This window comes from Arthrobacter sp. Soc17.1.1.1 (assembly GCF_036867195.1).
GTDB lineage: Bacteria > Actinomycetota > Actinomycetes > Actinomycetales > Micrococcaceae > Arthrobacter_D.
In genome coordinates, this window is the sequence record NZ_JBAJII010000001.1 from 3,180,166 (window position 1) to 3,204,813 (window position 24,648).

General features: G+C 72.1%; 17 protein-coding genes and 1 tRNA gene. 10 read left to right on the plus strand and 8 right to left on the minus strand.

Translation table 11 applies throughout. The features are described 5' to 3' along the window. Nucleotides 1-5: 5 nt before the first annotated feature. From V6S67_RS14695 to V6S67_RS14705, 3 genes are read right to left on the minus strand one after another with little or no spacing between them, the layout of a single operon-like run. Nucleotides 6-920, minus strand: a complete 915-nt coding sequence (locus tag V6S67_RS14695; RefSeq protein ID WP_334210932.1) for an NUDIX hydrolase — start codon at nt 918-920, stop codon at nt 6-8. A 3-nt stretch (nt 921-923) separates the two neighbouring features. Next, nucleotides 924-1,412: a RidA family protein gene (locus tag V6S67_RS14700; protein WP_334210933.1), complete on the minus strand. Its 489-nt coding sequence runs from the start codon at nt 1,410-1,412 to the stop codon at nt 924-926. 2 nt (nt 1,413-1,414) lie between these two features. Further along, the gene (locus V6S67_RS14705; RefSeq protein ID WP_108724255.1) at nt 1,415-1,570 is read right to left on the minus strand and encodes a DUF4177 domain-containing protein; all 156 of its coding nucleotides are present in this window, start codon (nt 1,568-1,570) and stop codon (nt 1,415-1,417) included. A gap of 35 nt (nt 1,571-1,605) precedes the next feature. Here V6S67_RS14705 and V6S67_RS14710 point away from each other — a divergent pair, with 35 nt between their 5' ends. The 5 genes from V6S67_RS14710 (at nt 1,606) to V6S67_RS14730 (ending at nt 8,936) form a co-directional block, all read left to right on the plus strand. Next, a complete protein-coding gene (locus V6S67_RS14710; RefSeq protein ID WP_334210934.1) occupies nt 1,606-3,957 on the plus strand; it encodes a transglycosylase domain-containing protein in 2,352 nt (783 codons plus the stop codon). Between the two features lies 1 nt (nt 3,958). Next, complete coding sequence (locus V6S67_RS14715) at nt 3,959-4,906, plus strand: metallophosphoesterase (RefSeq protein ID WP_442884813.1); 948 nt, start codon at nt 3,959-3,961, stop codon at nt 4,904-4,906. A gap of 111 nt (nt 4,907-5,017) precedes the next feature. Next, entirely contained in the window at nt 5,018-6,886 is a 1,869-nt protein-coding gene (locus V6S67_RS14720; protein WP_334210935.1) for an ABC transporter ATP-binding protein, read from the plus strand. Further along, nucleotides 6,883-8,775 carry an ABC transporter ATP-binding protein gene (locus V6S67_RS14725; protein WP_334210936.1) on the plus strand — a complete coding sequence of 631 codons (1,893 nt, stop codon included), beginning with the start codon at nt 6,883-6,885 and terminating at the stop codon, nt 8,773-8,775. The genes V6S67_RS14720 and V6S67_RS14725 overlap by 4 nt, the downstream gene beginning before the upstream one ends. 87 nt (nt 8,776-8,862) lie before the next feature. Next, a tRNA-Pro gene (locus V6S67_RS14730) sits at nt 8,863-8,936 on the plus strand. A gap of 53 nt (nt 8,937-8,989) precedes the next feature. On the opposite strand, the gene V6S67_RS14735 is transcribed toward V6S67_RS14730, so the two are convergent. The 4 genes from V6S67_RS14735 to purD form a co-directional block, all read right to left on the minus strand. Further along, complete coding sequence (locus V6S67_RS14735) at nt 8,990-12,118, minus strand: hypothetical protein (RefSeq protein WP_334210937.1); 3,129 nt, start codon at nt 12,116-12,118, stop codon at nt 8,990-8,992. A gap of 160 nt (nt 12,119-12,278) precedes the next feature. Continuing rightward, nucleotides 12,279-13,289 carry a hypothetical protein gene (locus tag V6S67_RS14740; RefSeq protein WP_334210938.1) on the minus strand — a complete coding sequence of 337 codons (1,011 nt, stop codon included), beginning with the start codon at nt 13,287-13,289 and terminating at the stop codon, nt 12,279-12,281. Nucleotides 13,290-13,540: 251 nt separating this feature from the next. Further along, a complete protein-coding gene (locus tag V6S67_RS14745) occupies nt 13,541-14,440 on the minus strand; it encodes a phosphoribosylaminoimidazolesuccinocarboxamide synthase (protein ID WP_334210939.1) in 900 nt (299 codons plus the stop codon). Beyond that, complete coding sequence (purD, locus tag V6S67_RS14750) at nt 14,437-15,729, minus strand: phosphoribosylamine--glycine ligase (protein WP_334210940.1); 1,293 nt, start codon at nt 15,727-15,729, stop codon at nt 14,437-14,439. Before purD ends, V6S67_RS14745 begins: the two co-directional genes overlap by 4 nt. 104 nt (nt 15,730-15,833) lie before the next feature. Here purD and V6S67_RS14755 point away from each other — a divergent pair, with 104 nt between their 5' ends. Next, the gene (locus tag V6S67_RS14755) at nt 15,834-17,558 is read left to right on the plus strand and encodes a molybdopterin-dependent oxidoreductase (RefSeq protein ID WP_334210941.1); all 1,725 of its coding nucleotides are present in this window, start codon (nt 15,834-15,836) and stop codon (nt 17,556-17,558) included. 77 nt (nt 17,559-17,635) lie between these two features. On the opposite strand, the gene V6S67_RS14760 is transcribed toward V6S67_RS14755, so the two are convergent. Further along, complete coding sequence (locus V6S67_RS14760) at nt 17,636-20,953, minus strand: S8 family serine peptidase (protein WP_334210942.1); 3,318 nt, start codon at nt 20,951-20,953, stop codon at nt 17,636-17,638. A 210-nt stretch (nt 20,954-21,163) separates the two neighbouring features. Here V6S67_RS14760 and V6S67_RS14765 point away from each other — a divergent pair, with 210 nt between their 5' ends. From V6S67_RS14765 to V6S67_RS14780, 4 genes are read left to right on the plus strand one after another with little or no spacing between them, the layout of a single operon-like run. After that, the gene (locus tag V6S67_RS14765; RefSeq protein ID WP_334210943.1) at nt 21,164-22,168 is read left to right on the plus strand and encodes an asparaginase; all 1,005 of its coding nucleotides are present in this window, start codon (nt 21,164-21,166) and stop codon (nt 22,166-22,168) included. A 12-nt stretch (nt 22,169-22,180) separates the two neighbouring features. After that, nucleotides 22,181-22,546, plus strand: a complete 366-nt coding sequence (locus V6S67_RS14770) for a sterol carrier family protein (RefSeq protein WP_334210944.1) — start codon at nt 22,181-22,183, stop codon at nt 22,544-22,546. A 41-nt stretch (nt 22,547-22,587) separates the two neighbouring features. Further along, nucleotides 22,588-24,084, plus strand: a complete 1,497-nt coding sequence (locus tag V6S67_RS14775; RefSeq protein WP_334210945.1) for a DUF2079 domain-containing protein — start codon at nt 22,588-22,590, stop codon at nt 24,082-24,084. 19 nt (nt 24,085-24,103) lie between these two features. Continuing rightward, complete coding sequence (locus tag V6S67_RS14780; protein WP_334210946.1) at nt 24,104-24,568, plus strand: hypothetical protein; 465 nt, start codon at nt 24,104-24,106, stop codon at nt 24,566-24,568. Nucleotides 24,569-24,648: the final 80 nt, after the last annotated feature.

Here is a 24,648-nt window from a genome sequence, read left to right on the forward strand (position 1 = left end):
TGGCGTCAGCGCCCCCGCTGCACCGACCCGCCCTCGGTGAGCTTCGGGCATTCGACCTGCAGCACCAGATCGCCGTCGTGCTCCGCGAGCTGCGGGTGGTACAGCTTCACCGGGCGCTTGTGGGACAGGTAGGCGATGCACCCGCGGGAGGAGCCGATCTTCTCGAGGATGATCTCGACGGCGGGCACCGCCAGCTCGCTCAGGGTGCAGCCCACGGTGTTCGGCTGGCCCACCTCGTCGCCGAGCCTCGTGGTGTCGCGGTCCGCGATCTCCTGGGCGGCCCAGCGCCACTGCCCCCAGACGCCCTTGCTCGCGAGGATGATCGGCTCCTGGTTCACGGGCTGCGCCGCCGCGAAGTAGTGCGTGTCGAAACGGCGGTGCGCGAAGTCGGGCGTCACCCAGTGCGAGAGCGGCTTGATGAGGTCCGTCCGGACGCCGAGCCCGCGACGGTCGAGGATGTCCGTGAAGCGGCACTCGCCCTCGTTGATCGCCTCGCGCGCCTTCATCCACTCCTTCGCCTGCGTGCCCTCCACCAGTGAGGACGCGTCGGGGCCGGCGAGCAGCACCCCGGTCTCCTCGAACAGTTCGCGGATGGCGCACAGCACGTGCCGGCGGGCCACGCGGTGGTCCTCGATGCCGAGGGCCTTCGCCCACATCGCCGGTGTGGGACCGAACCAGCGCAGGTCGTCGTCGTCGGACTCCTCGATGCTCCCGCCGGGGAACCCGAGCACACCGAGCGGCGAGTTGCCGCGCCGGTAGGAGAGGTAGGTCTCCGTGCCGATCGCGCTGTCACGCAGCAGGACCACCGACGACGCCGACCGGGCCTTCAGGGGGGTGCGCTCCCCATGGTCGATCCAGCTCCGCGCCGCCGTGCGCTGGTCCGGCGCGACGGGGAAGTGTCGGGTGCTGAGACGGTCCACGGTCTAGACGAACTCCGCGACGACCTCGACCTCGACGGGCGAGTCGAGGGGGAGGACGGCCACGCCGACGGCGGACCGCGCGTGGACGCCGGCGTCTCCGAGGACGGCGCCGAGCAGCTCGGAGGCTCCGTTGACGACGCCGGGCTGGCCGGTGAACGAGGGATCGGACGCGACGAAGCCGACGACCTTCACGATCCGCGTGATGCGGTCGAGGTCGCCGATCTGGCTCTTGATCGCCGCCAGCGCGTTCACGGCGCAGGTGGCGGCGAGGGACTGCGCCGTCGCGGCGTCGACACCGCCGTCGGCCCCGACCTTGCCCGAAGCTGTGAGTTTGCCCTCAATGAACGGGAGCTGGCCGGAGGTGTACACGTGGTTGCCGCTGATGACGGCGGGGACGTAGGCCGCGACGGGCGGAGCCACATCGGGAAGGGCGATGCCGAGGTCCGCGAGGCGCGCCTCGACGGCGGAAACCGCCGTATCTCCAGCAGGCACTGCTAGCTCTTCTCCCTCTTCAGGTACGCGACGAGGCCGTTGCCGTCGGGTCCGGGGACCACCTGTACGAGCTCCCACCCGTCCTCGCCCCACTGGTCGAGGATCTGCTTCGTAGCATGGATGATGAGCGGAATCGTAGAGTACTCCCATTTCGTCATGGGGAAAGCCTAGCGCGTGCTTGTAAACTGGAATAATGGCTGCGCGCAAATCACCCCTCTTCGACACGGCAACCACCCTCGGCAAGATCATCGCGTTCCTCGGGATCAGCGGTCTTGCGGGTGTGCTCGCCGCAGGCCTCCTCGTGCCCGTGGCTGCCGCCGCCGGCACGGGCGCGTCGGCCTCGCTGCAGTTCTTCGAGCAGCTGCCCGCCGAGATGGAACGTGAGGCGCTCGCCCAGCCGACCACCATCCAGGCCTCCGACGGATCCCTCATCGCCACCCTGTACGAGGAGAACCGCCAGCCGGTGACGCTCGACCAGGTGTCCACGACGATGCAGGACGCCCTGATCGCCATCGAGGACTACCGCTACTACGAGCACGGCGGCGTGGACCTCGAGGGCATCCTCGGCGCGATCGCCAGCAACGTCTCCAGCGGCACGACCCGCGGCGCCTCCACCATCACGCAGCAGTTCGTGAACAACGTCCTGATCGACGCCGCCCGCCAGAACGGCGGGACCGTCACCCTGAGCGGCGGCGGCAAGTCGGTCGGCGACAAGCTGCGGGAGATGAAGCTCGCCATCGCCGTCGAGAAGGAGATGTCGAAGGACGAGATCCTCGAGGGCTACCTCAACATCGTGCCTTTCAGCGGCACCACCTACGGCGTCCAGGCCGCCTCGAAGTACTTTTTCAACACCGAGGCCAAGGATCTCAACCTGGCGCAGAGCGCGCTCCTGGCGGGCCTGGTCAACGGCCCGAGCGCCTACAGCCCCGAGACGAACCCGGAGGGAGCCCTCCAGCGACGCAACATCGTCCTCGGAGCCATGCTCACGCGCGGCAAGATCACCCAGGCGGAGCACGACGCTGCCGTCGCGACCGATCTCGGTCTCGCCATCACGCCGACCCTCAGCGGCTGCGTCGGCGCCGCGCAGGCCCCGTACTTCTGCGACTACGTCACGCACCTCGTCCTCAACGATCCCGCCTACGGCGAGACGCCGGAGGAACGCGAGAAGGTGCTGTTCCGTGCGGGCCTGACCATCAAGACGACCCTCGACTCGCGTGTCCAGGCCGCAGCCCAGACCGCGGTCAACGAGACCGCGAACCCCGACACCACCGACGGTGCCGTGGGCCACTCCATGACCAGCCTCGAGCCCGGGACTGGCAACATCCTCTCCATGGCCCAGAACACCCGGTACATGCCCGGCGAGGCAGCCGGCGACTCGGTGCTCAACTTCAACGTGGACCAGTACCAGGACGGCGATCCCGCCAGGAGCCTCGGCGGCGTGGGCGGGTTCCAGCCCGGGTCGACCTTCAAGCCCTTCACCGTGGCCGCGTGGGTGGACTCGGGGCGCTCGCTGAACACCGCGATCGACGGCCGCAAGCGCACCTACCCCGAGGGTGACAAGTGGCCGGCGAGCTGCCTTCCCGGCGGCTCGTACACGGTCCTGAGCGACGACGGGAAGGGCTACTCGCCGCAGAACTACGGCGACACGAACTACGGCACCTACACCGTGCTGCGCGGGCTGGCCCAGTCCTACAACACGATCACCATGCAGACCGCCCGTCAGCTGGACATGTGCAGGATCTTCGACATCGCCTACGAGATGGGCGTGCACAACGGCAAGAGCGCGGACGGTTCCGCGGAGAAGCTCGACGTCCTCGCGCCGGGCCTCATCGGCGGCGTCCAGGACGTGGCACCGCTGTCCATGGCCACGGCGTTCGCGGGCTTCGCGGCCGAGGGCAACGTCTGCCAGCCGCGCGCCATCACCGAGGTGACCGCCGCGGACGGCACCAGCTACCCCGTCGCTCCCGTGAACTGCAAGCAGGCCATCTCGAAGGAGACCGCGCAGGGCACGAACTATGCCACGCAGGAGGTCATCAAGTCCGGCTCCGGCCAGCTCCTCGAGTTCGGGGAGATCCCGATGGCCGGCAAGACCGGTACCAACGACCAGCGGTCGCAGACCTGGTTCATGGGCTACAACTCGGGCATGGCGACGGCGAGCTGGATCGGCAACTGGAAGGAGGGCAACACCTCCCTGAGCGGCCTGCAGATCGGTGGCCGCACCTACCCCGAGATCGACGGTTCGCTGATCGCCGGTCCCTCCTGGGCACGCTTCATGCAGCAGATCCCCGGTTTGTACGTGGGCAAGCCCTTCGCGAATCCCCCGGCCGCCATGATCAACGGCCCCCAGCGCGGCACCACGCCGGTCAACCCCGCGCGGCCCGCGGCGCCGGGTAACGGCACCGGCACCAACACCGGTGCGACGGGGACCAACACCGGGGCGACCGGCACCGGTGACACTGGCACGGGCACCGTGACGGGTGGTACCACTGGAGGTAGCGCCGGCGGCAACTCCGGTACCAACGGCAGCAACGGAGGCAACGGCTAGCGTGAAATCGACTTCCACATCCCGGAGCGGGGCACCGCTCGGCTGGGCGGCAGGGCTGACCCTGACCACTGCGGCCGCGACCCTCGCCTACGCTTCGACCGTGGAGCGCACGCTGTACCAGGTACGGGAGGAGACCGTCCCGGTCCTTCCGCCGGGCACCCCGCCGCTGCGGGTGCTGCACCTGTCCGATATCCACATGGTGCCCGGGCAGAAGTCGAAGGCGGACTGGCTGCACAGCCTCGCCGGCCTGAACCCCGATCTCGTGGTCAACACCGGTGACAACCTGAGCCACCGGAAGGCCGTGGGGCCGCTCCTCGAGGCGCTGGAACCGCTCCTGAAGGTGCCCGGCGTCTTCGTGCCCGGGTCCAACGACTACTACGCCCCCGTGTTCAAGAATCCGCTGCGCTACTTCGCCGGCCCGTCGATCGCCCCCAGGGAGTCGGCGCCGCAGGACCTGCCGTGGGCCGACATGTTCAGCGCCTTCGGTGCTGCCGGGTGGGTGGACCTGACGAACAGGTCCCAGTCCGTCGGGTTCCGCGGCCTCCGCATCGACTTCACGGGCGTCGACGATCCGCACCTCGACCGCGACCGGTACGCGCCCTACCCCTCGGGCAGCAGCACCTCGGCGGAGGCACCGCACATCCGCGTCGCCGTCGCCCATGCGCCCTACCAGCGCGTGCTGGACTACTTCACCGACGGCGGGGCGGACCTGATGCTCGCCGGCCACACGCACGGCGGCCAGGTGTGCGTGCCGGGCTTCGGTGCGCTGGTCAGCAACTGCGACCTGCCCACGTGGCGCGCCCGGGGGCTCACGCAGTGGGAGCAGAACGGCCGCTCCGTCCCCCTCAACGTGTCCGCGGGCATCGGGACGTCGCGCTTCGCGCCGATCCGCTTCGCCTGCCGGCCGGAGGCGGTCCTCCTGACCCTTACTCCCCGGAGCCCGCGCTAGCCACCCCTTCCTGCTTCTTCGGGTTCCCGTAACGTGATCGGCGTTACAGTCCTCCTGGCCTAGGATGGTTGCTGAGGGACACCAATAACCATCGATCACCGAAGAGATGGCATGAAGAACCAGAACACCCTGTGGGAATCGCTCGGGCGCCTCTATCCGCATGTCCGGCCCATCATCCCGAGGCTCGTCCTCGGGCTGCTGTGCGCCCTCGGGGCGAGCGTGATGGCCCTCGCCATCCCCCAGGTGCTCCGCGTGCTGGTCAACGACGCGCTGGCCGAAGGCGGGTCCGCCCGCACGGTCTGGATCGCCTCCGGCGTCGTGCTGCTCCTCGGCGTCCTCGAGGCCACCTTCGTGGCGCTGCGGCGCCAGTTCGTCATCACCCCGGCGACGACGGTGGAGACGAACATGCGCACGTCCTTCTACCGCCACCTGCAGAATCTGACCGTCGAGTTCCACGACCGCTGGGGCAGCGGCCAGCTCCTCTCCCGCGCCATGAGCGACCTCAACCTCATGCGACGGTGGATGGCCTTCGGCCTCATCATGCTGGTGGTCACCTCGCTGACCGTGGTGATCGGCGTCGTCATCATGTTCTTCATGAGCTGGGTGCTGGCCCTGATCTTCCTCGCGGCCGCCGTGCCGCTGATCATCTACGGCTACTACTTCCGCGCCTCCTACAGCCGTGTCTCCCGCAAGAGCCAGGACCAGGCCGGTGACCTCGCGACGACGGTCGAGGAGTCGGTGCACGGTATCCGCGTGCTCAAGGCGTTCGGGCGGAGCCGCGAGGCGCTGGAGGACTTCGAGGAGCAGGCCGAGGAGCTCCGGCAGACGGAGATCTTCAAGGCGAGGTCCCTCGCGAACTTCTCCATGATCGTGACCCTGCTGCCCGAGCTCGCCCTCGGTGCGTCCCTCGTGGTCGGCATCATGCTCGCGGCGGGCGGCGACGTCAGCATCGGCTCGCTCGTGGCGTTCTTCGCGACGGCCGCGGCCGTCGCCGGACCGGTCGAGTTCATCGGTCCGCTGCTCGCCATGACGTTCACGGCGAAGACCGCCATCGACCGCCACTACGAGGTCATGGAGTCCGAGAACACCATCACCGATCCGGCCGTCCCGGTGCACCTCGGGGAACCGCGCGGTGCCCTGGTGTTCGACGCCGTGCACTTCCGCTACCCCGACGCCCCACAGGACGCCGGCGACGTCCTCGACGGGATCGACCTGACCCTGCGCGCCGGCGAGACGATGGCGCTCGTGGGCGTGACGGGCTGCGGCAAGAGCACCCTCCTCCAGCTCGTGCCGCGCCTCTACGACGTCACGGGCGGCAGCATCAGCATCGACGGCGTGGACCTGCGCGAGCTCACCCTCGGGGAGCTGCGCACGCTCGTGGCCGTGGCGTTCGAGGACACCACGCTGTTCTCCAGCTCCGTCCGCGACAACGTGCTCATGGGCTCCGACGCGACGGGCGCGGAGGCCGACCGGATCCTCGCCGAGGCCCTCGAGGTGGCGCAGGCCCAGTTCGCCCACGACCTGCCCGAGGGACTGGACACGCTCATCGGCGAGGAGGGCCTCAGCCTCTCCGGCGGCCAGCGCCAGCGCATCGCCCTGGCACGCGCGATCGCCGCGCGACCGACGGTCCTGGTCCTCGACGACCCGCTCTCGGCGCTCGACGTCGCCACCGAGGAACGGGTCTCCGAAGCCCTCCGCGCGGTGCTCACCACGACGACCACGCTCATCGTGGCCCATCGGCCCTCCACCGTGGCCCTGGCGGACCGCGTGGCGCTGCTGCAGGACGGGCGGATCTCCGACGTCGGCACGCACTCCGAGCTGCTCGCCCGCAACGACCACTACCGGTACGTCATCGCGAGCCTCGACGACGAGGAGATCGCCCAGCTGGGACGCACGGCGCAGCCCGCCGACCGGACCGCCGACGAGACCGCCCACCCCGCGCACGAACCCGCGCACGACGACGAGGAGGCGCTGGCATGAGCCGCACCACGGCGACGCCCGGCGAGGCGCCCAGGGGCAGGGGCAGGGGCAGGGGCAGGGGCACGGGCAGGGGTACGGGCGACACCGCGTCGGCCGGCGTCCTCAACGAGGACGACGTCCTCCTCGACCGGGCCCGGAGCAGGTCCGTCCGCGCGCGGTCCTTCACACTCCTCGGTTCCCTCATCCGCCCCAACCGCCGGCAGTTCGTCTGGACGGTCCTGCTGGTGGTCATCTCGCAGGCGGCCCGCGTGGCCGGCCCCGCGATCATCGCCTTCGGCATCGACCGCGCCCTGCCCGCCCTGATCGCCGGCGATCCCCTCCTGCTGTGGACCGCCGGCGGCACGTACCTCCTCGCCGCGGTGCTCGCCTCGGTCCTGACGGCGGGTTACGTCCGCGCGACGGCGCAGCTCAGCCAGGCCATGCTGCTGGACCTGCGGCTGCGGGTCTTCCGCCACACGCAGCGGCTGAGCCTCGAGTTCCACGAGAAGTACACCTCCGGGCGCATCATCTCCCGGCAGACCTCCGACCTCGAGGCGCTGCGCGAACTCCTGGACTCGGGCGTCAGCTCCCTCGCCTCCGGGGCCATCTTCATGCTCTTCACGGCCGCCACCATCTTCGCCCTCGACTGGCGGACCGGCTTCCTGATCCTGGCCGCGGCTGTGCCCATGTTCCTCCTCGCCCGGTGGTACCAGAAGCACTCCCAGATCGCCTACCGCGAGTCCCGGGTGGTGTCCGCGCGACTGATCGTCCACTTCATCGAGACGATGACCGGCATCCGCGCCGTGAAGGCGTTCCGCCGCGAGGCGGTCAACGCGAAGCGGTACGACGAGCTGGCCGAGGACTACCGCACGGTCACCGTCCGCTCCATCAACCTCAACGGCGTCTTCCAGCCCGGGCTCGTCCTGATCGGCAATGTGACAGTGGCCGTCGTGCTGGTGTTCGGCGGGTTCAGGGTCCTCGGCGGCACGCTCGAGGTCGGCGCGCTCCTCGCACTGCTCCTCTACAGCAAGCGGTTCTTCCAGCCGGTCGACCAGATGGCCATGTTCTACAACTCGTTCCAGTCGGCCGCCGCGGCGCTCGAGAAGGTCTCCGGACTGCTCGAGGAGGTGCCGACCGTCCGGCCGCCGAAGCATCCCGTCCCGCTGCCCCACCCCCGCGGGGCCATCGACTTCCACGGGGTGAGCTTCCGCTACGGGGAGGGCCCCGTGGTGCTGCCCACCCTGGACCTGTCCATCCGCGCCGGCCAGACCGTCGCTCTCGTGGGCCAGACGGGCGCCGGGAAGTCGACGCTCGCCAAGCTCATCGCCCGCTTCTACGACGTGTCCGAGGGCCGGCTGACGCTCGACGGCGTGGACCTCAGGGACCTCGCGCCGGAGGACCTGCGGCGTGCCGTCGTCATGGTGACGCAGGAGGCCTTCCTGTTCAGCGGGTCCGTGGCGGACAACATCGCCCTGGGCAGGCCCGAGGCGAGCCGCGAGGAGATCGTCGCGGCGGCGCGGGCCGTCGGGGCCGAGGACTTCATCCTCGACCTCCCGGAGGGTTTCGACACCGACGTGAACAAGCGCGGTGGCCGCGTCTCCGCAGGCCAGCGGCAGCTCATCAGCTTCGCGCGCGCGTTCCTCGCCGACCCGGCCGTGCTGATCCTGGACGAGGCGACGTCGTCGCTCGACATCCCGAGTGAGCGGCTCGTGCAGGAGGGCCTGCAGAAGCTCCTCGGCAACCGGACGGCGCTCATCATCGCGCACCGGCTGTCCACCGTGGCGATCGCCGACCGCGTGCTCGTGGTGCACGACGGCCAGGTGGTGGAGGACGGGACACCCGCCGACCTCATCGGCGGCACCGGCAGATTCGCGACGTTGCACGCGGCGTGGAAGGACTCCCTGGTGTGAACCGGGGCGCCGGTTTTCCTCGCCGCTGATCCTCGGCTATTCTTGGACAGTTGCGGTTCGGGAGGTTCGGCCTCCCGGGTGCGACACCGGGGTGTGGCGCAGCTTGGTAGCGCGCGTCGTTCGGGACGACGAGGCCGCAGGTTCAAATCCTGTCACCCCGACCCTGCAGGACGAGAGGCCCGCCGGCACCAGCCGGCGGGCCTCTCCCATGTCCTCAGGACCAGTGCTCCCGCACGAAGGGCGGCTCGGGCGATCCTGCCGTGTCCCGCCGGGCGCGTGTCAGCAGCGCGAACTCCGCCGGGGAGTCGATCTCGACCAGCGCGCAGGCACCGATCGTCCCGCGCCACCGCCGGGCGAACGCCTCCGCATCGGCACGCCGGCGTCCGAGGACGGACGGCACCGGCAGCGCCAGCTCCCGGGGCGTGAGCAGATGGGCCACCCACAGGCCGAGCTGCAGGAGGGGCTGCCGACGGACGGACGCCGGCTCACCGCGGGCGACCCGGAGGAGGAACCTCGGTGTGCGGACGGGCCCGAACAGCTCGGCGAGCGCCGTCGCGACCACGCGACGCTCGGTGGCCGAGCCGCCGACCACCTCCAGCTCGAACCGCGCCACCAGCTCCCCGCTCGTCTCGGGCGTGACCCGGATGTCCCCGTCGCCGAAGGTCGGCACGTGCCCGGCGTCGTGGAGCGCGTCCGCGGTCGCGCGGACCACCCGACGGTACGCTTCGGCGGTGCCGAAGGCCTGGCGTGCGGCGAGGCCGAACTGCCGGCACAGCGGCCAGGCCAGCCAGCCGGCAAGACCGAGCGTGAGCGCCGTGCCGGCGAGGCCTGCGGCCACGTGGGACTGCCAGAGGTCGATGAGCAGCCCTCCGAACCGGTACAGGACCACGGCCAGCGTGATGAGGATCCCGGCGAGGATCACCTGGAGCGTCCAGCCGGTCCGGAAGGCCCTCGGACGGTCGCCGGGCACGACGGCCGACGCTCCCTCACGGTCGGCGTAGGGCTCCCCGATCCGCCAGGCCCGGTAGCTGTCCGCACGCGACGGCAGGGCGTCCGCGGTGGTCTGGTTGATGCCGCCCACGCTCTGCCGCCGGTCCTTGCCCTCGAGGGCACGCAGCCGGGCCGCCTGCTCGTCGCTGAGCGCGATCGACTGCCCGCGCACCACCTGGGTGGAGTCCTCACGCCGCAGACCCCACACGCGCTCGTGCTTGCGGGTCATCCGGCGGATGTCCGGCGCGGACATCAGGCCGATCCTCGCGGGAATCACGGCCGTGACCACCCAGTTGTGGGCCACCTTCTCCGGCCAGGCCGGGTCCAGGCGGAGGGTACGCCCGCGGAGCTGCTGCGTGGAGGACGACGTCGCGACGGCGGTCAGGTCGATGAGCGTGTTGACCGCCGGGCAGTCCCACCCCTCCCCGAGCAGGCCCCGGGTGCCGACCACCAGGCGCACCTGCCCCCGGGCGAGCAGGGCGGACACCGCACCGACCACGGCGGCCGAGCCCCGGCCCGCCGCGTCGAGCGCGAGGACTCCCGGCGACCCCTCGACCGGGGTGGCGGTGACGGGGGCGTCGAGGGCCTCCGACAGCGCCGGCACGAGGAGGCCTGCGTCGTGCGCGGCGATCCGGAGGTGCTGCGCGGTGACGAGGACGGGGCACAGGCCGGTGAGGGTCGGATCGGCCACGACGGAGTCGAACACACGGAGTGCTCCCGCCGCAGGCCCGGCGGCACCGCGCTTGTTCCCGTGCACGGCGAAGTCGGTCACCACGACGGCGCGCACGAGCCCGCCGGTGGGCTGCTGGAGCTCGAGGCGCAGGATGTCGCCCACCGCCGCGTCCTTCGCCGCGGACGACGCGAGGAGGGTGTCGACGGGATCCCGTCCCCGCCGCACGCCGCGGTCCGTCAGCGTGTAGCCGAAATCGGCGACCGTCCGCCTGATCCGGTCCCACTGGTCGGCCCGCGCGGTGTCGGGCAGCACCCGGTCGAGCGCGTAGCGGGCGAGCAGGCGCACGCTCTGCTCGGTCTCCGGGGGTGTACGGAGGCCGTCGGGCAGCAGCGCCTCGAGGGGATGCTCCGGCGCAAGGGAGAGCAGCATCCGCGCCGCCGATTCCGCGAGGGCGAAGTCGTCGGCGAAGGCGCGGGCGAGGCGCTCCTCGGCAGGCCCGTCGCCGCCGTCGGCCGTCCCGGTCGACGGCTGGAGCAGCGCCGCGAGGTAGGCGACGCCGTCGTGCCCGGCCAGCAGGTCGCTGATGAGGTCGGCGAGGCGTCGCTCGTGCTCGCGCAGGAACGTCAGCTCGTCCTCGGGCGGCTCCACGAACCAGACATGGTCGCGGTAGGGGGCGAGGTTGCCCTCCTTGACGACGGCCGGGGTCGGCACCTCGTAGTCCACCTCGCCGAGCAGCGCCTCGTAGGTGTCGTAGGCCCTCCCGTCCTCGGGGGACGGCAGCGTGGCCGTCAGGCCGATCAGCAGGGGCGTACGGCCGGCAGCACGGATGCGCGAGGCCAGGTAGGCGACGACCAGCGCCCAGTGGTCGAGGAGGTGGTGGCACTCGTCGAGGATGATCGTCCCGACGCCGTGCGCGACGAGCCGGTCCACGAGTTCGCGGGCGTTGGGATGCAGCGCCGTCGCCAGCACGTCCGCGTCCTCCTGCGCCAGGTGCCGCCGGAGCCTGCGGGAGCGGCGCCGGATCCCGTCGCGGAACGCGCGCGGATTGGCCGTGCGCAGGTCCTCGATCCAACGCACCGCGGCTGCCTCACTGCGCCCTCCCCCGACGAGCTCCCGGGTCCACTCGGCCACGGCGAGATCGGTGAGCGGATTCCCTCCCTCGACCACGCTGAGCAGCTGGTAGGTCAGGGCGGTCAGGTCGCCGGGCCGGTGCGGGTCCTCGGACACGGCGCCTGCCGCGCCCTCGAGGCCTTCGGCGGTGCGGACCCACTGGGCGCGGATCGTGGCCGTCGGCGCGAGCGCGACGGCGCGTGCCCCGTGGCGCGCGGCGAGCAGCAGGCCGAGCAGCGTCTTGCCCGAGCCGGGCGGGGCGACGATGTGCAGGGGTTCGCCGGCGACGACCGGGACGCGCTCGAGGACGTCGGCCTGATAGGTCCGCAGCCGTCCGGCGAACCGCCAGGACGCGAGAGGGGTGGTACGGCCCGCGGACCCAGGAGGACCGCCGTGTGCCTGGCGCCGTGCGAGGCGCCGGGCGAGGCCCGCGAAGGCGTCCTGCGCGGGCTCCGCCGCACCGGGATCGAAGAGGGTGGCCCACGCCCGCCAGGCCTCGGCGAGTGCCCGGGGGTCGTCGAGCACCAGGGTGCCGGACCGGGTGATGACGAACTCCTCGAACCGCTGCACCGCGCTCCTCCCCCAGCTGTCACGCGCCCCCTGCGCGCAGACGTGCCCGCCCTCGGATCAGGCGTGGCAGCCCTATGCTAGTCGGCCCGCCGGCATCCGCCGGCGGGCCGACTAGCATGTCGCTGCGGGTCGCTCGGGGCCAGTCCGCTCCCGCGGCCCGTCAGCGTGCGGAGACCGTCACCACCTCGTAGCCGCCGGGGTCCACCGCGCCGAACTTCGCGTTGGCGAGGGCCAGCGTGTTGCCGAAGAGCGCGACCGTGGTGGGCACGTCGAACAGCGGGCTCGTGATGACGTCCTCGACCTCCCCGCTGGACAGGTCCTTCGACAGGTCGATGCGGCTGACCTGGTTGCTCCTGTTCTGGACGGCGTAGACGGTGTCCCCCTTCGCGAGGATGCCGTCGACGTTGGGCAGGGCCCCCGTCTCGATGACCACGCTCTCGCCCGTCCCAGGGTCCACGGTGTAGAGGGCCTGGTTCGCGGAGTGCGCCACGATCAGCGTCCTGCCGCGGTCCACCGCCGTGATGCCGTTCAGATTGAAGCCCGGCGTCACGAGTGCCGCCGGGCCCGACAGGGCGATGGTCTCCGGCTCCCCGATCCGTCCTCCGCCGTCCACCGGGACGAAGTAGAGCGCCGCGCTCCGGGAGTCGGTGAAGTAGGCGCCGTCCCGCGTGAGCGTGACGTCGTTGATGAAGGCCTCGCCGGTGGCGAGCTGGAGGTCCGCGACGGCGTCCCCCGTGCGGGTGTCGTAGACGTACGCCCGACCGGTCGCGCCGCCCGAGACGAACAGCAGGTCACGCTTCACGTCGGCCTTGAGTCCGACGGCGGCCCTGCCCTCGGGGGCGTCAATGAACAGTTCGGCCGTGCCCTCGCGGATGTCGCCGCGGAAGATGTCGCCGCGGCCGAGGTCCCCGGCGTAGAACGTGGAGCCCTTGCCCCTGGCGATGCCCTCGGCGGAGGATGCGCCGGGCAGCGGGATGCTGAGGTCCCGCTCCCGATGGGTGGGCACGGAGGTATGGGCAGAGGTCTGGGCGGAGGCCTGGGCGGCCGACGCCGGCGGTGCTGCCACGGCGCCCGCCGCCGGCAGCAGGAGGGCGGTCGCGGCGACGGCCACGGCGGCGTGTACTGCGCGGCGGGCGGTCGAGCGGCCCGGGGTGTGCTGGGTGCTGTTCACTGTGCTCCTCGATGGTTCGGCGCCGCCCGCGACCCTGAGGGTCCGCACGGCGCTGTGTCGACTGGAAACGGGATGACGCGAGTACTCGGAGGAAAGCCGGACCGGACGAGCCGGATCGGAGGAGAGCCGGATTCGACGAGCCGGACCAGGAGGTGGTCGTCGCGGCCCTGGGGCTTGTGCTCCGACCGGACTGCCGGCCGGACCGTAGGGAGAACGATCCGCTCCCGGGCATCGTGCCCGCGCTGCGGGCGTCAGGCGAAGGCGCGGCCCGTGAGGCGCTCGTACGCCTCGATGTAGCGGGCACGCGTCCGCTCGACGACGTCGTCGGGCAGTGCCGGCGGCTCGGAGTGCCGGTCCCAGCCGGACGCGTCCGAGGTCAGCCAGTCGCGCACGAACTGCTTGTCGAACGAGGGCTGCGCCTGCCCCGGCGCGTACAGCGCGGCGTCCCAGAACCGCGAGGAGTCGGGCGTGAGGACCTCGTCGCCGAGCGTGATGCGACCCGTCGCGGGATCGAGCCCGAACTCCACCTTGGTGTCCGCGAGGATGATCCCGCGCTCCCGGGCGATGGCCTCGGCCCTCGTGTAGATGTCCAGGGTGAGGGCGCGCAGCTGGGCCGCGGCGTCGTCGCCCACGGCCATCACGACGGCGTCGTAGGAGATGTTCTCGTCGTGCTCGCCCACCTCGGCCTTGGCCGACGGCGTGAAGAGCGCCGGGTCCAGGCGGGAGCCGTCCACGAGCCCCTCGGGCAGCGGCAGCGAGCAGACCGTCCGCGAGGCGCTGTACTCGAGCAGTCCGCTGCCCGTGAGGTAGCCGCGGGCGATGCACTCGATCGGGTACATGATGAGCTTCCGGCAGATCATCGCCCGGCCCTCGACCGCCGCCGGCACCCCGCCGGCCACCTCGGCGGTGACCACGTGGTTCGGGATGCCGGAGAGCCGCTCGAACCACCAGAGGCTGAGCTGCGTCAGGACGCGCCCCTTGTCGGGGATCTCCGTGGCGAGCACGTGGTCGTAGGCGCTGATGCGATCGCTCGCGACCACCAGGACGACGTCGTCGGGTCCGTCCTCGGGCTCGTACAGGTCGCGGACCTTGCCGGAGTAGACGTGCCGCCAGCCCGGCAGCTCAGGGTGCGGGGGTGCGAAGCCGCTCACGCCGGCGCTCCCGCGGGACCGCCGACGGCGACCCCGGTGCGCGCCGCCGCGAGCGCGATGTCCGTGCGGGCCTGCCCGCCCTCGAGCTCGATCCGTGAGAGTCCCTCGTACGCCGTGACCCGCGCGTCCTCGAGGGAGTCGCCGAGCCCCACGACGGCGAGCACCCGTCCCCCGGCGCTGACCACCTTGCCGTCGTCGAGCCTCGTGCCCGCGTGCAGCACGTGTGCGCCGTCCACGCGCGCGGCCTTCTTCAGGCCCCGGACACGCCGGCCCGTCACGGGGGTGTCCGGATAGTTCTCGGAGGCGAGGACGACGGCGACGGCGGCCTGCGGCGACCACATGAGCGGGTCGATCTGGTCGAGCGTGCCCTTGGCGGCCGCGAGCAGCACCCCGCCGAGCGGCGTCGTGAGGCGGGCCAGGACGGCCTGCGTCTCGGGATCGCCGAAGCGCGCGTTGAACTCGATGACGCGCAGTCCGCGGGAGGTGAGGGCGAGGCCCACGTAGAGGACCCCGGCGAAGGGCGTCCCGCGGTGCGCCATCTCGTCGATGACGGGCTGCGCCACGCGGCTGAGCACCTCCTCGACGAGCGTCGCAGGAACCCACTCGAGGGGCGAGTAGGCGCCCATGCCGCCGGTGTTGGGCCCCTGGTCGCCGTCGTGGATGCGCTTGAAGTCCTGCGCGGGGGCGAGCGGCACCACGGTGCGCCCGTCGGAGAGCACGAACAGAGAGACCTCGGGGCCGTCGAGGTACTCCTCGACGACCACGGTGCCGCCGGCGCTGAAGCACGCCGAGGCATGGGCGCGGGCAGCGTCGAGGTCGTCGGTCACCACGACGCCCTTCCCCGCGGCGAGGCCGTCGTCCTTCACCACGTAGGGGGCACCGAAGGTGCACAGCGCCTCGCTCGCCTCCTCGTCGGTCGCTGCCACGCGGGCCATCGCAGTGGGTACCCCGGCGGCGGCCATGACCTGCTTCGCGAAGGCCTTCGACGCCTCGAGCTGCGCGGCGGCCCTCGTGGGACCGAAGACGGGGATGCCGGCATCGATCAGGGCGTCGGCGACGCCGGCGGCGAGCGGCGCCTCCGGGCCGATGACCACGAGGTCGGCGCCGAGCGTACGCGCGAGGGCGGTGACGGCCGCCGGATCGTTCGCGTCGATGGCGTGGGTGGGGACGTCCTCGGCGATCCCCGCATTACCGGGAGCCGCGTGCACCTCCCGGACGAACGGGTCGGCCAGCAGTGCGCGGACGAGGGCGTGTTCGCGGCCGCCGGGGCCCAGTACGAGAACCTTCACAGTAGGACAGCGTACTGGAGGGCACCGGCCGGCACGCCCGGTGATCCACTGTTACGGCGACCCCTGATACCCATACCCCCTCCACCGCTCTCCGAATACTTTCCATGAGCACCCTCACCGAGCGCCGCCGCGGTACGTCCCTCCTCGCCGCCCTGGCCGGGATCCTCGCCGCGGGCGTGGTGCTCGGGATCGCCGAGCTCACGGGCGCCTTCTTCCGCGCCAGTGCCACCCCGGTCATCGCGATGGGCTCCACCTTCATCGACTTCACCCCGCCGTGGCTGAAGGACTTCGCGATCGACACGTTCGGCACCAACGACAAGCTGGCCCTCCTGGTCGGCATGGGCATCACCATCACCCTCCTCGCGGCTGTGCTCGGCATCGTGGCGTTCCGTTCCTGGGCCCTCGGCGTGGCGGGCGTGGTCCTCATGGGCGCCATCATCCTGGCCTGCGTGTTGACCCGTGCCGGGGCCTCCCTGCCCGACGCCGTCCCGACCGTGGTCGGCACCGCCGCGGGCCTGCTCGCCCTCCGGTGGCTCATCGCACGGCTGCGCCATGCCGTCGCACCCGCCACCGTTCCCGCCACCGCTCCCGCCACCGCTCCCGATGCCGCTCCCGATGCATACCGCGACCGGTCCGGGGACCTCCCCGCCGGGCCCGCCGCGAGCATCGGGTCCCGCTCGGACGACATCGGCCCCGCCCGCACAGGATCGGCGGCGACGGCTGTCGCGACCGCTGCAGCCCCTCCTGCGACCGGGCGCGGCACCTCGCGCCGCGGGTTCTTCGCCGCGGCCGGCGTCACCGCCGTCGTCGCGGCAGCGGCCGCGGGTGGCGGGCGCCTCCTCGCGGCGACCCGCACCAACATCGCCGCCGTGCGGGACGGCCTGCAGTTCCCCGCCCCGGCCAGCCCGGCAGCCGCCCTCCCCGCGGGCGTCCAGTCCCCCGTCGAGGGCGTGACGCCGTTCATCACCCCGAACGGCGACTTCTACCGCATCGACACCGCACTGAGCGTCCCGCAGCTCACCACCGACGACTGGGTCCTGCGCGTGCACGGCATGGTCGAGGAGGAGTTCGAACTCTCGTTCCAGGACCTCCTCGACGCCGAGCTGATCGAACGCCACGTCACCCTCACCTGCGTCTCCAACCCGGTGGGCGGATTCCTCGCCGGCAACGCGAAATGGCTCGGCTACCCGCTCCGGGAGGTCCTCGCACGGGCGAAGCCCCTCGACGGGGCCGACATGGTCCTGTCGACCAGCTCCGACGGCTTCAGCGCCTCCACACCCCTGCCCGTCCTGCAGGACGACCGCGACGCCATCCTCGCCATCGCCATGAACGGCGAACCGCTGCCGGTGGAACACGGGTTCCCCGTCCGCATGGTGGTGCCCGGCCTGTACGGCTACGTGTCCGCCACCAAGTGGGTGGTGGACCTCGAAGTCACCCGCTTCGCGGACAGGACGGCGTACTGGACGGACCGCGGCTGGTCCGAGAAGGGCCCCATCAAGACCATGGCCCGCGTCGAGGTCCCGAAGCCCTTCGCTTCGCTCGACAGCGGCCCCGTGATGATCGGCGGTGTCGCCTGGTCGCAGCAGCGCGGCATCACGAAGGTCGAGGTGTCGGTGGACGGCGGCGACTGGCAGGGCGTGACCCTCGCGGCCGAGGCGTCCGTGGACACCTGGCGCCAGTGGTCGCACGAGATCACCCTCGAGTCCGGCCTGCACACCCTCCGGGCCCGCGCCACCGACCGCGTCGACGGGCTCCAGACCGAGGAGCGCGCGGACACGGTCCCGGACGGCGCGTCGGGCTGGCAGACGGTCCAGTTCACCGTCAAGTAGGCCCCGGGCAGGGAGCGACGCCCAGACCTGCGCCCACCGGATGTCCGCTCCGGTGGGCGCAGCCGGGAGGTGGCGGATCAGTCGGACGCGACGCCCAGGATCTCGTCGCGGTCCCCGGACGGGTTGTGGTGGTGCAGGAACAGGGCCCGCGCGGTCGTGTCCCCCGCCGTCCGATGCACCCGCAGGATCGACCCGTCGGCCACGATGAAGCTGGTGTCCGAGGTGGTCCCCTCGAACCAGAGTGCCGGCTGCGTGACGCTGAACGGGATCCAGTCCGTCTCGTCCACCGGGACCGCAGCGCCCGACTCGTCGACGCTGAACGCGCTCGAGGTGCTCACGCGGTAGGAGATGGCGCCCGCCGCCGGATCGAGGCCCAGCGCCGCCACCGGGAGCGGCAGGGTCACCACGTTCGTGTCGAGCAGGTTCGTGTCGACATCGCCGGCCACGTTGTTGGCCGCACTGCCGCCCACGGCGACGGCCCCGACCGATCCGTCGTCGCCCACCGGGTACACGTTGAACAGGACCAGGTCGACGTTCGCCGCGCGGCCGGTCCGTGCGAGGAACTCGGGCTCGCCGTTGTTGTCGGTGTCGATCTCGACGATGAGCTGGGGCGCACTCGAGAGGGTGTTCCAGTTGGCCCACGTGCTGATCCCGAAGGACAGGGTGCCGTCGAGGGCGGTGCCGCCGGCCGCCACCACGCCGGGGACGGTCGACGATGCACCCACGGACTTCAGGTCGAGGGCGTACAGCGACTCGAGCGGCAGCGACTCCTGGCGGGGGCTCTCGGCGCCGAGGACGAACGGGGAGGCGACCGATGCGTACAGCGAGTCGGCGCCGCCCTGCAGCAGGCCGCGGCCCGTGAACGCGAGATCGGCCTCGAGGTCGGCCGGGGTGTCGAAGGCGAGCGCCGTGCCGGCGCTGAGGTCCGCGGTCGGCTTCGGCGCCGCATGGACGGGGACCCGGAGCGTCGACGCGGTGTCGCTGGTGAACTGCACGCGCCCCGAGGCGTCCGCGATGTACTGGCGCGGGAGTCCGAGCTGCACCCGCTCGGCGGCGGGGTCGAGGGTCTTGGCCAGTTGCGTCGGATCGGCGATGCTCAGCACGACGTCGAACGTCGCCGAGCCGTCCGCCGGGATGTCCGCCGTGGCGGTGGCGCTGCCGGTGGCGGTGACCGCGATGGCGACGCCGGGCATGGTGGTGGCCGCGAGGTACTCGGCCGTGTAGCGCACCGGGGCGTCCGAACGGTTCTCGACGGTGATCTGCCGGGTCAGCGCGAGGGGGTCGGCGCCGACCTCGAGGACGCCGAAGCCCACCGTGGTCAGCGCGGGGTCCTCGGAGGCGTAGGCGAGCGACGTCGCCGTCAGGGCGTCGAGTGCGTCGACGCGCCCGGACCCGGTGCGGTTCGGGGCGTGGACGACGCCGCCGGCCGTGAGGAGGTCGTGCGTCGCCGTGTTCATGATGACGCTCTTGACCTGCGAGGGGTCGTAGCCCGTGGCGGCCATGACGAGCGCGGCGATGCCGGCGACGTTCGGAGCGGCCATGGAGGTGCCCGTCTTCACGGACGGCAGGTTCCCCGTTCCGACCTGCACCGAGCCGATGGACGTGCCGGGTGCCGCGACGTCGGGCTTGACCACGCCGTTGGAACCGTGGACGCCGCGCGACGAGCTGGCGCTCAGGGTGTCGAGCGCGTTCGACGCCCCGGTCGAGGTGCCCTGGAGTCCGGCCGCGAGGCGGATCCGGAGCGTGCCCGCGGTGGCGGCGGGCCGGAGCCTGTCGGAGGACGCCGCGTTGAACTGCACGCCGGGGATCCCCGCGTTGCCGGCGATACCGGCCGCGAAGACCGACCGGGGCGAGTCGAGGACGACGCCTGCGGCACCGGCGGCCTGCGCGTTGTCGAACCGGATGCGTGAGCCGCAGGGCATCGCCCCGTTCTCCTCCCACTGCAGCCAGACCCACCTGCCCGCGAGGGACCCCGGGTCGAAGGGTGTGCAGCCGAACCTGTTGGCAGCGGGCGCTGCGACGACGTCGCCCGTCAGCTGCGCCTCGGTGGCCGTCGCGTAGCCGGTGAAGTCCGCGCTGTACTGGCCGGCGGCGCGGCCGGCGACGTCGGCCGGGGCGAGGACGTCCACCCCGTCGAGGGTGACCTGGGACCCGATCGAGTTGGCGACGGTCAGGGCCGATCCCGCGCTGCCGGGGGTGCCGCCGTTGTCGAAGACGTCCCCGCCGTTGCCGGACGAGACGACGGACAGGATGCCCTGGTCGGTCAGGCTGTTGACGATGTCGATCTCGGGGTCGTCGTACGCGGGGAAACTCGACCCGAGGGACATGTTGACGATGCTCGCGCGGTCCGAGAAGTCGCCGTCCTGGTTCGGGTCGAGGACGTAGTCCAGGGCGAGGCCGACGAGTTCGCTCGATCCCTCGCACCCGAAGACGCGGAGACTGACGAGCCCTGCCTCCGGCGCGGTGCCCGGGCCGATGCGCATGGCGTTGACCTGCTCGGCGGTGAGGCTCGAGTAGTCGCCGCGGAACGTGGTGCCGTCCTCGTTCACCCCGTAGCCGGCGGCCGTCCCGGAGACGTGGGAGCCGTGGCTCTCGCAGTCGAGGGGGTTGCCGTCGGGAACGGCGACCGGGTCGTAGGTCGGTGACGCCGGATCCGCGTTGTAGGCGTCCCCCACGAGGTCGTAGCCACCGATGAACTTCGCGGGGTCGTAGAGGCCGGAGGACTCGTCCGGGAGGGTGGCGGACGCCTTGGCCGTGGCGAACGCCTCGAGGGTGCCGGGCCCACCGAAGCCGGCGTGCGTGTAGTCCAGTCCGGTGTCGAGGACGGCGATGGTGACGCCCTTTCCCGTCCGGTCCCGCTGGGCCCAGGACGCGAGGGCACCGGTGTCCATCACGCCGCCCTTGTTGTCGAGGGTCTTGGGGACGATCCCGGTGATCTTCCGGACGTCGGCGCGGCCGGCCAGGGCGCGGATCCGGCCCGCGTCACCGGTGAGGGCGACGCCGGGGAGTGTGTCGGTGGTGGTGTACAGGCTGGTTGCTCCGGCGTCGGCGGCGACCTGCGCCGCCCGCGCCTCGATGCCGGCCCGGATGCCCTGCACCTCGGCGACCTTCGGCACGGGCGCGGTGAGACCGGAACGCACCTCCGCCGGCTGGGTCTGCTCGAACGCTCCTGCACCCTCGAACTGGACGAAGACCGAGACCTGCCCGCTCCGGGCCTGCAGGTCCTGCGAGATCTTGAGGTCCGGGCGGGCGAGCGAGCCGAGTCCCTGTGCGGTGGGCTCCTCCTGCGGCGCCTTCTCTGCGGCCGGGGCGGCGGTCACCGTACCCGCTGCCAGGACGATGCCGGTGAGCGTTGCGAGCGCTGCCCTTCCGGCCCGACGGTTCCACTTGCTCATGCTTCTCTCCTTCGTGGATCGGTCGTGCTGACCGGGCGGAGAGCGGGACCCGAGGAAGCCCGCCGGTACCGCCGAGAGACCTGTGGGTGATGGACCTGGGAGGAGGGCGCTACCAGCCGCGACCAGACGTGTCCCGTGAGGGGCGAAGCGAAGTGCTCCTACTGTCGCGGCTGGAAGCGGGAGAGTCAACGGGTAGGGAATACTGGAGACATGCCCTCCACCTTCACTACGGCCGATGCCGTGGACTTCGCCGTCCTCGAACGCAACGGTTTCATCGAGTCCCGCCACGTGGGCGCCGCCGTCGTCCTGGCTGCCGACGGCACCGTCGTGACCGAACTCGGGGACATCACGAGCCCGGTCTTCCCGCGCTCCACCCTCAAGCCCTTCCAGGCGCTCGCGAGCATGAAGGCGGGCGTACCGCTGCGCGGCCCCCAGGTGGCGCTCGCCGCGGCGAGCCATGTGGCCAGTGACCGCCACATGGACGTGGTGCGCACCATGCTCGACGCCGCCGGCGTCACCGAGGACGACCTCCAGTGCCCCGCGGACTGGCCCCAGGACGAGGAGGCCCGCAACGGCCTCGTCCGGGAGGGCAAGGGCAGGCAGCGCATCGCGTTCAACTGCTCGGGCAAGCACGCCGCCTTCCTCTGGGCGTGCACGGAGAACGGCTGGGACACCGCGACCTACCTCGAGCCCACGCACCCGCTGCAGCGGTCCGTGGCCTCGGTCATCGAGGAGTACACGGACGAGACCGTGGCGGCCTGGGCCGTGGACGGCTGCGGCGCACCCGTGGCCGCCGTCTCGCTGACGGGCCTCGCGCGCGGTATCGGCAGGATCGCCAAGGCCCCCTCGGACAAGCACGCGGACGCGCGGGCGGCGACGATCGCGACCGCGATGCTCGACTACCCCTGGGCCGTGCACGGCGAGGGCCGGGAGAACTCGGTGGTCATGGAGGATCTCGGGGTCATCGCCAAGAGCGGGGCGGAGGGCGTCCTCGTCCTGGCCGCGCCGACCGGGGCGTCGCTGGCGCTGAAGGTCCTCGACGGCAACTCGCGGGCGGCGACACTCGTGGGACTGACCCTCCTCGCCGCCTCCGGCGCGATCGACGCCGGGAAGGTGGGCGAGGTGCTCGCCAAGGTGGTCCCGCCGGTCCTCGGCGGCGGGCGACCCGTCGGCAGCCTGCGGCTCGCCGCCCCCGTCCTGGCGCTGCTCGACTAGGCCGGCGGGACCGTGGCACGGCGACGCATCACCGCTGAGGACGGCCACCGGGCCCTCGCGCGGGTGGCCGACGGTTCGGCGGCCCGGGCGGAGCTGGCCACCGCGGTGCGCTTCGCCCTCGAGGAGCTCGCCGAGCTGGCGCCCGGCAACAGCGTGGAGGTCCGGGTACCGCCCTTCGGCGTGACCCAGTGCGTCGAGGGACCCCGCCACACGCGGGGAACTCCCCCGAACGTCGTCGAGACGGATGCGGCCACCTGGCTCGCCCTGGTCACCGGTGGGACGGACTGGCCGGCGGCGGTCGCCGCCGGCAAGGTGGCGGCCTCCGGACAGCGCGCCGACCTCAGCGCATGGCTCCCCCTCTTCGGTCACCGCGCGTGAGCACCGGGCGCTCCGTGGACCCGCGCCCGCCGGGAGGACCGATGGCGGCGACGGGTGATTCCGGGACGGGCGCGGACCGTGCCGGTTCGACGGCGCGTGCCCGCGGCTCAGGGGTGACGGGTGCGGAGGACCGCCTGCGGAGACTCCGCACCCGGACCTCGGCGGCGGTGCGCCGCCAGCCTGCCGCAGCGTGGCTGACCGGTCTCGCCGCAGCCGCCCTCTACACCGTCTTCTCCGTCACCCAGTGGAACCAGCTCGGCTCCCCGTCCTGGGACCTCGGGATCTTCACGCAGCTCGCCAAGGCCTACGCCGGGCTCGGCGCCCCGATCGTGCCGATCAAGGGCGAGGGCTTCAACCTCCTCGGCGACCACTTCCACCCGCTGCTCGTCCTGCTGGCGCCCGCCTACGCGCTCGCGCCGTCCGGCCTGACCCTCCTGATCGTCCAGGACCTCCTCTTCGGGCTGTCGGTGGCCGTGGTCGCGCGGGCGGGCATGCGGCTCATCGGGCCGAGGTCCGGTGTGGCCGTCGGGATCGCCTACGCCCTGTCCTGGGGCCTCCAGTCCGCGGTCGCCGCGCAGTTCCACGAGATCGCCTTCGCCGTCCCGCTCCTCGCCCTCAGCCTGGAGGCCGTCCTGATGCGGCGCGTGCTGCCCGCCGTCGTGTGGGGCGGTCTCCTCGTCTTCGTCAAGGAGGACCTCGGGCTGACCGTGATGGCGCTGGGGCTGGTGCTCGCCTGGCGGCTGCGGACGGTGGCCGGGCTGTGGCTGACCGCCTGGGGTGCCCTGTGGCTGATCGTCTCCGTCCGCCTGGTCCTGCCCGCCCTCAACGCCGCCGGGCAGTACGACTACTCGGACCGCATCGACGTGGGCGCGATGCTCGGCGATCCCGCGGGCGCCGTCGTCGGCCTCGTCTCCGGTGCCGCCAAGTACGAGACGCTGCTACTGCTACTGCTCGCCGGCGGGCTCCTGTTCCTGCGGTCCCCGCTCGGTCTCGTGCTCGTCCCGACGCTGCTGTGGCGGTTCGCGTCGAACGAGGAATGGTACTGGGGCCCCGAGTGGCACTACAGCGCGGTGCTCATGCCCGTGCTCTTCCTGGCCCTGGTGGACGGCGTCCGCCTCCTCCGGGGGAGCCCGCGCGGCTGGATCCGGACCACGGCGCTCGTCGGCGTCCCCGCCGCCGCCGTCGCCTGCCTCCTGCTCCTGCCGGCCCAGAAGTTCGCGGTCCTCGCCGACCCGGCGACCTACAGGCCGTCCGAGCGCTGGGATGCCGCACACCGCATGATGGAGCTCATCCCCGCCGGGTCCACGGTGGAGAGCGGGGTGGTGCTCATGGCGTACCTCGCGCCCGAGACGCGCGTGTACTGGCTGGGCAACACCAATCCGGCACCGGACTACCTGATCGTCGACGCCGACGACTGGAGCTGGGGCGCCGTCCGGCCGGGCGACGCCGAGGCGCACGCCGAACAGCACTATCCCGGGTCCGACTACACCCTCGTGTTCAGCGAGGCCGGCTACCAGCTCGTCCGGCTCGAACGCTGACGCCCGCTAGCCTTGAAGCATGACCTCCGAGCAGCCCAGCAGCATCCCCGAGCCGCCGAACAGCACGCCCGAGCAGCCCGACACGCGCGGCGCCGTCCCGGCGGACGGTCAGCCCGCTCCCGCTGACCGGGCAGTCCCCGCCGAGGGACAGGCACAGGCACAGGCACAGGGGCAGGGACAGGGACAGCCGCAGCGTCCCGCAGAGCCCGCCTACCGGGAGGTGACCATCCGGAGGGCACCGAAGTTCGTGCCGTTCATGCTGCTCGGCGCGTTCCTCGGGTTCCTCGCGGCGCTCGTCGTGGCCTACACCGGCCCGGAGGACCCCACCCTCACGCGCGAGTCGATCCTCGGCTTCTTCACCGTGGCCTTCGCCCTGCCCGGCCTCCTGCTGGCGGCCCTGCTGGTGCTCGTCGTGGACCGCCGGAGCGTCAAGCGCGCCGAGCGCGCGCGTGCGGAGCGCACGTACGACGACGACGCCGCCTGAGGCGGGCCGGCCGGGTCAGCAGGCCGCGCCTGCGGCGGCAGGGCCGCTCGGACGGGCGGAAAGACGATCCGCGCCGGCGG

What these genes read in the sequence shown, in the direction of transcription:
- V6S67_RS14720 (WP_334210935.1), top strand. Translation starts at nt 5,018, where the DNA reads ATGAAGAACCAGAACACCCTGTGGGAATCGCTCGGGCGCCTCTATCCG.
- V6S67_RS14705 (WP_108724255.1), bottom strand. Translation starts at nt 1,570, where the DNA reads ATGACGAAATGGGAGTACTCTACGATTCCGCTCATCATCCATGCTACG.
- V6S67_RS14765 (WP_334210943.1), top strand. Translation starts at nt 21,164, where the DNA reads ATGCCCTCCACCTTCACTACGGCCGATGCCGTGGACTTCGCCGTCCTC.
- V6S67_RS14780 (WP_334210946.1), top strand. Translation starts at nt 24,104, where the DNA reads ATGACCTCCGAGCAGCCCAGCAGCATCCCCGAGCCGCCGAACAGCACG.
- V6S67_RS14755 (WP_334210941.1), top strand. Translation starts at nt 15,834, where the DNA reads ATGAGCACCCTCACCGAGCGCCGCCGCGGTACGTCCCTCCTCGCCGCC.
- V6S67_RS14725 (WP_334210936.1), top strand. Translation starts at nt 6,883, where the DNA reads ATGAGCCGCACCACGGCGACGCCCGGCGAGGCGCCCAGGGGCAGGGGC.
- V6S67_RS14760 (WP_334210942.1), bottom strand. Translation starts at nt 20,953, where the DNA reads ATGAGCAAGTGGAACCGTCGGGCCGGAAGGGCAGCGCTCGCAACGCTC.
- V6S67_RS14710 (WP_334210934.1), top strand. Translation starts at nt 1,606, where the DNA reads ATGGCTGCGCGCAAATCACCCCTCTTCGACACGGCAACCACCCTCGGC.
- V6S67_RS14775 (WP_334210945.1), top strand. Translation starts at nt 22,588, where the DNA reads ATGGCGGCGACGGGTGATTCCGGGACGGGCGCGGACCGTGCCGGTTCG.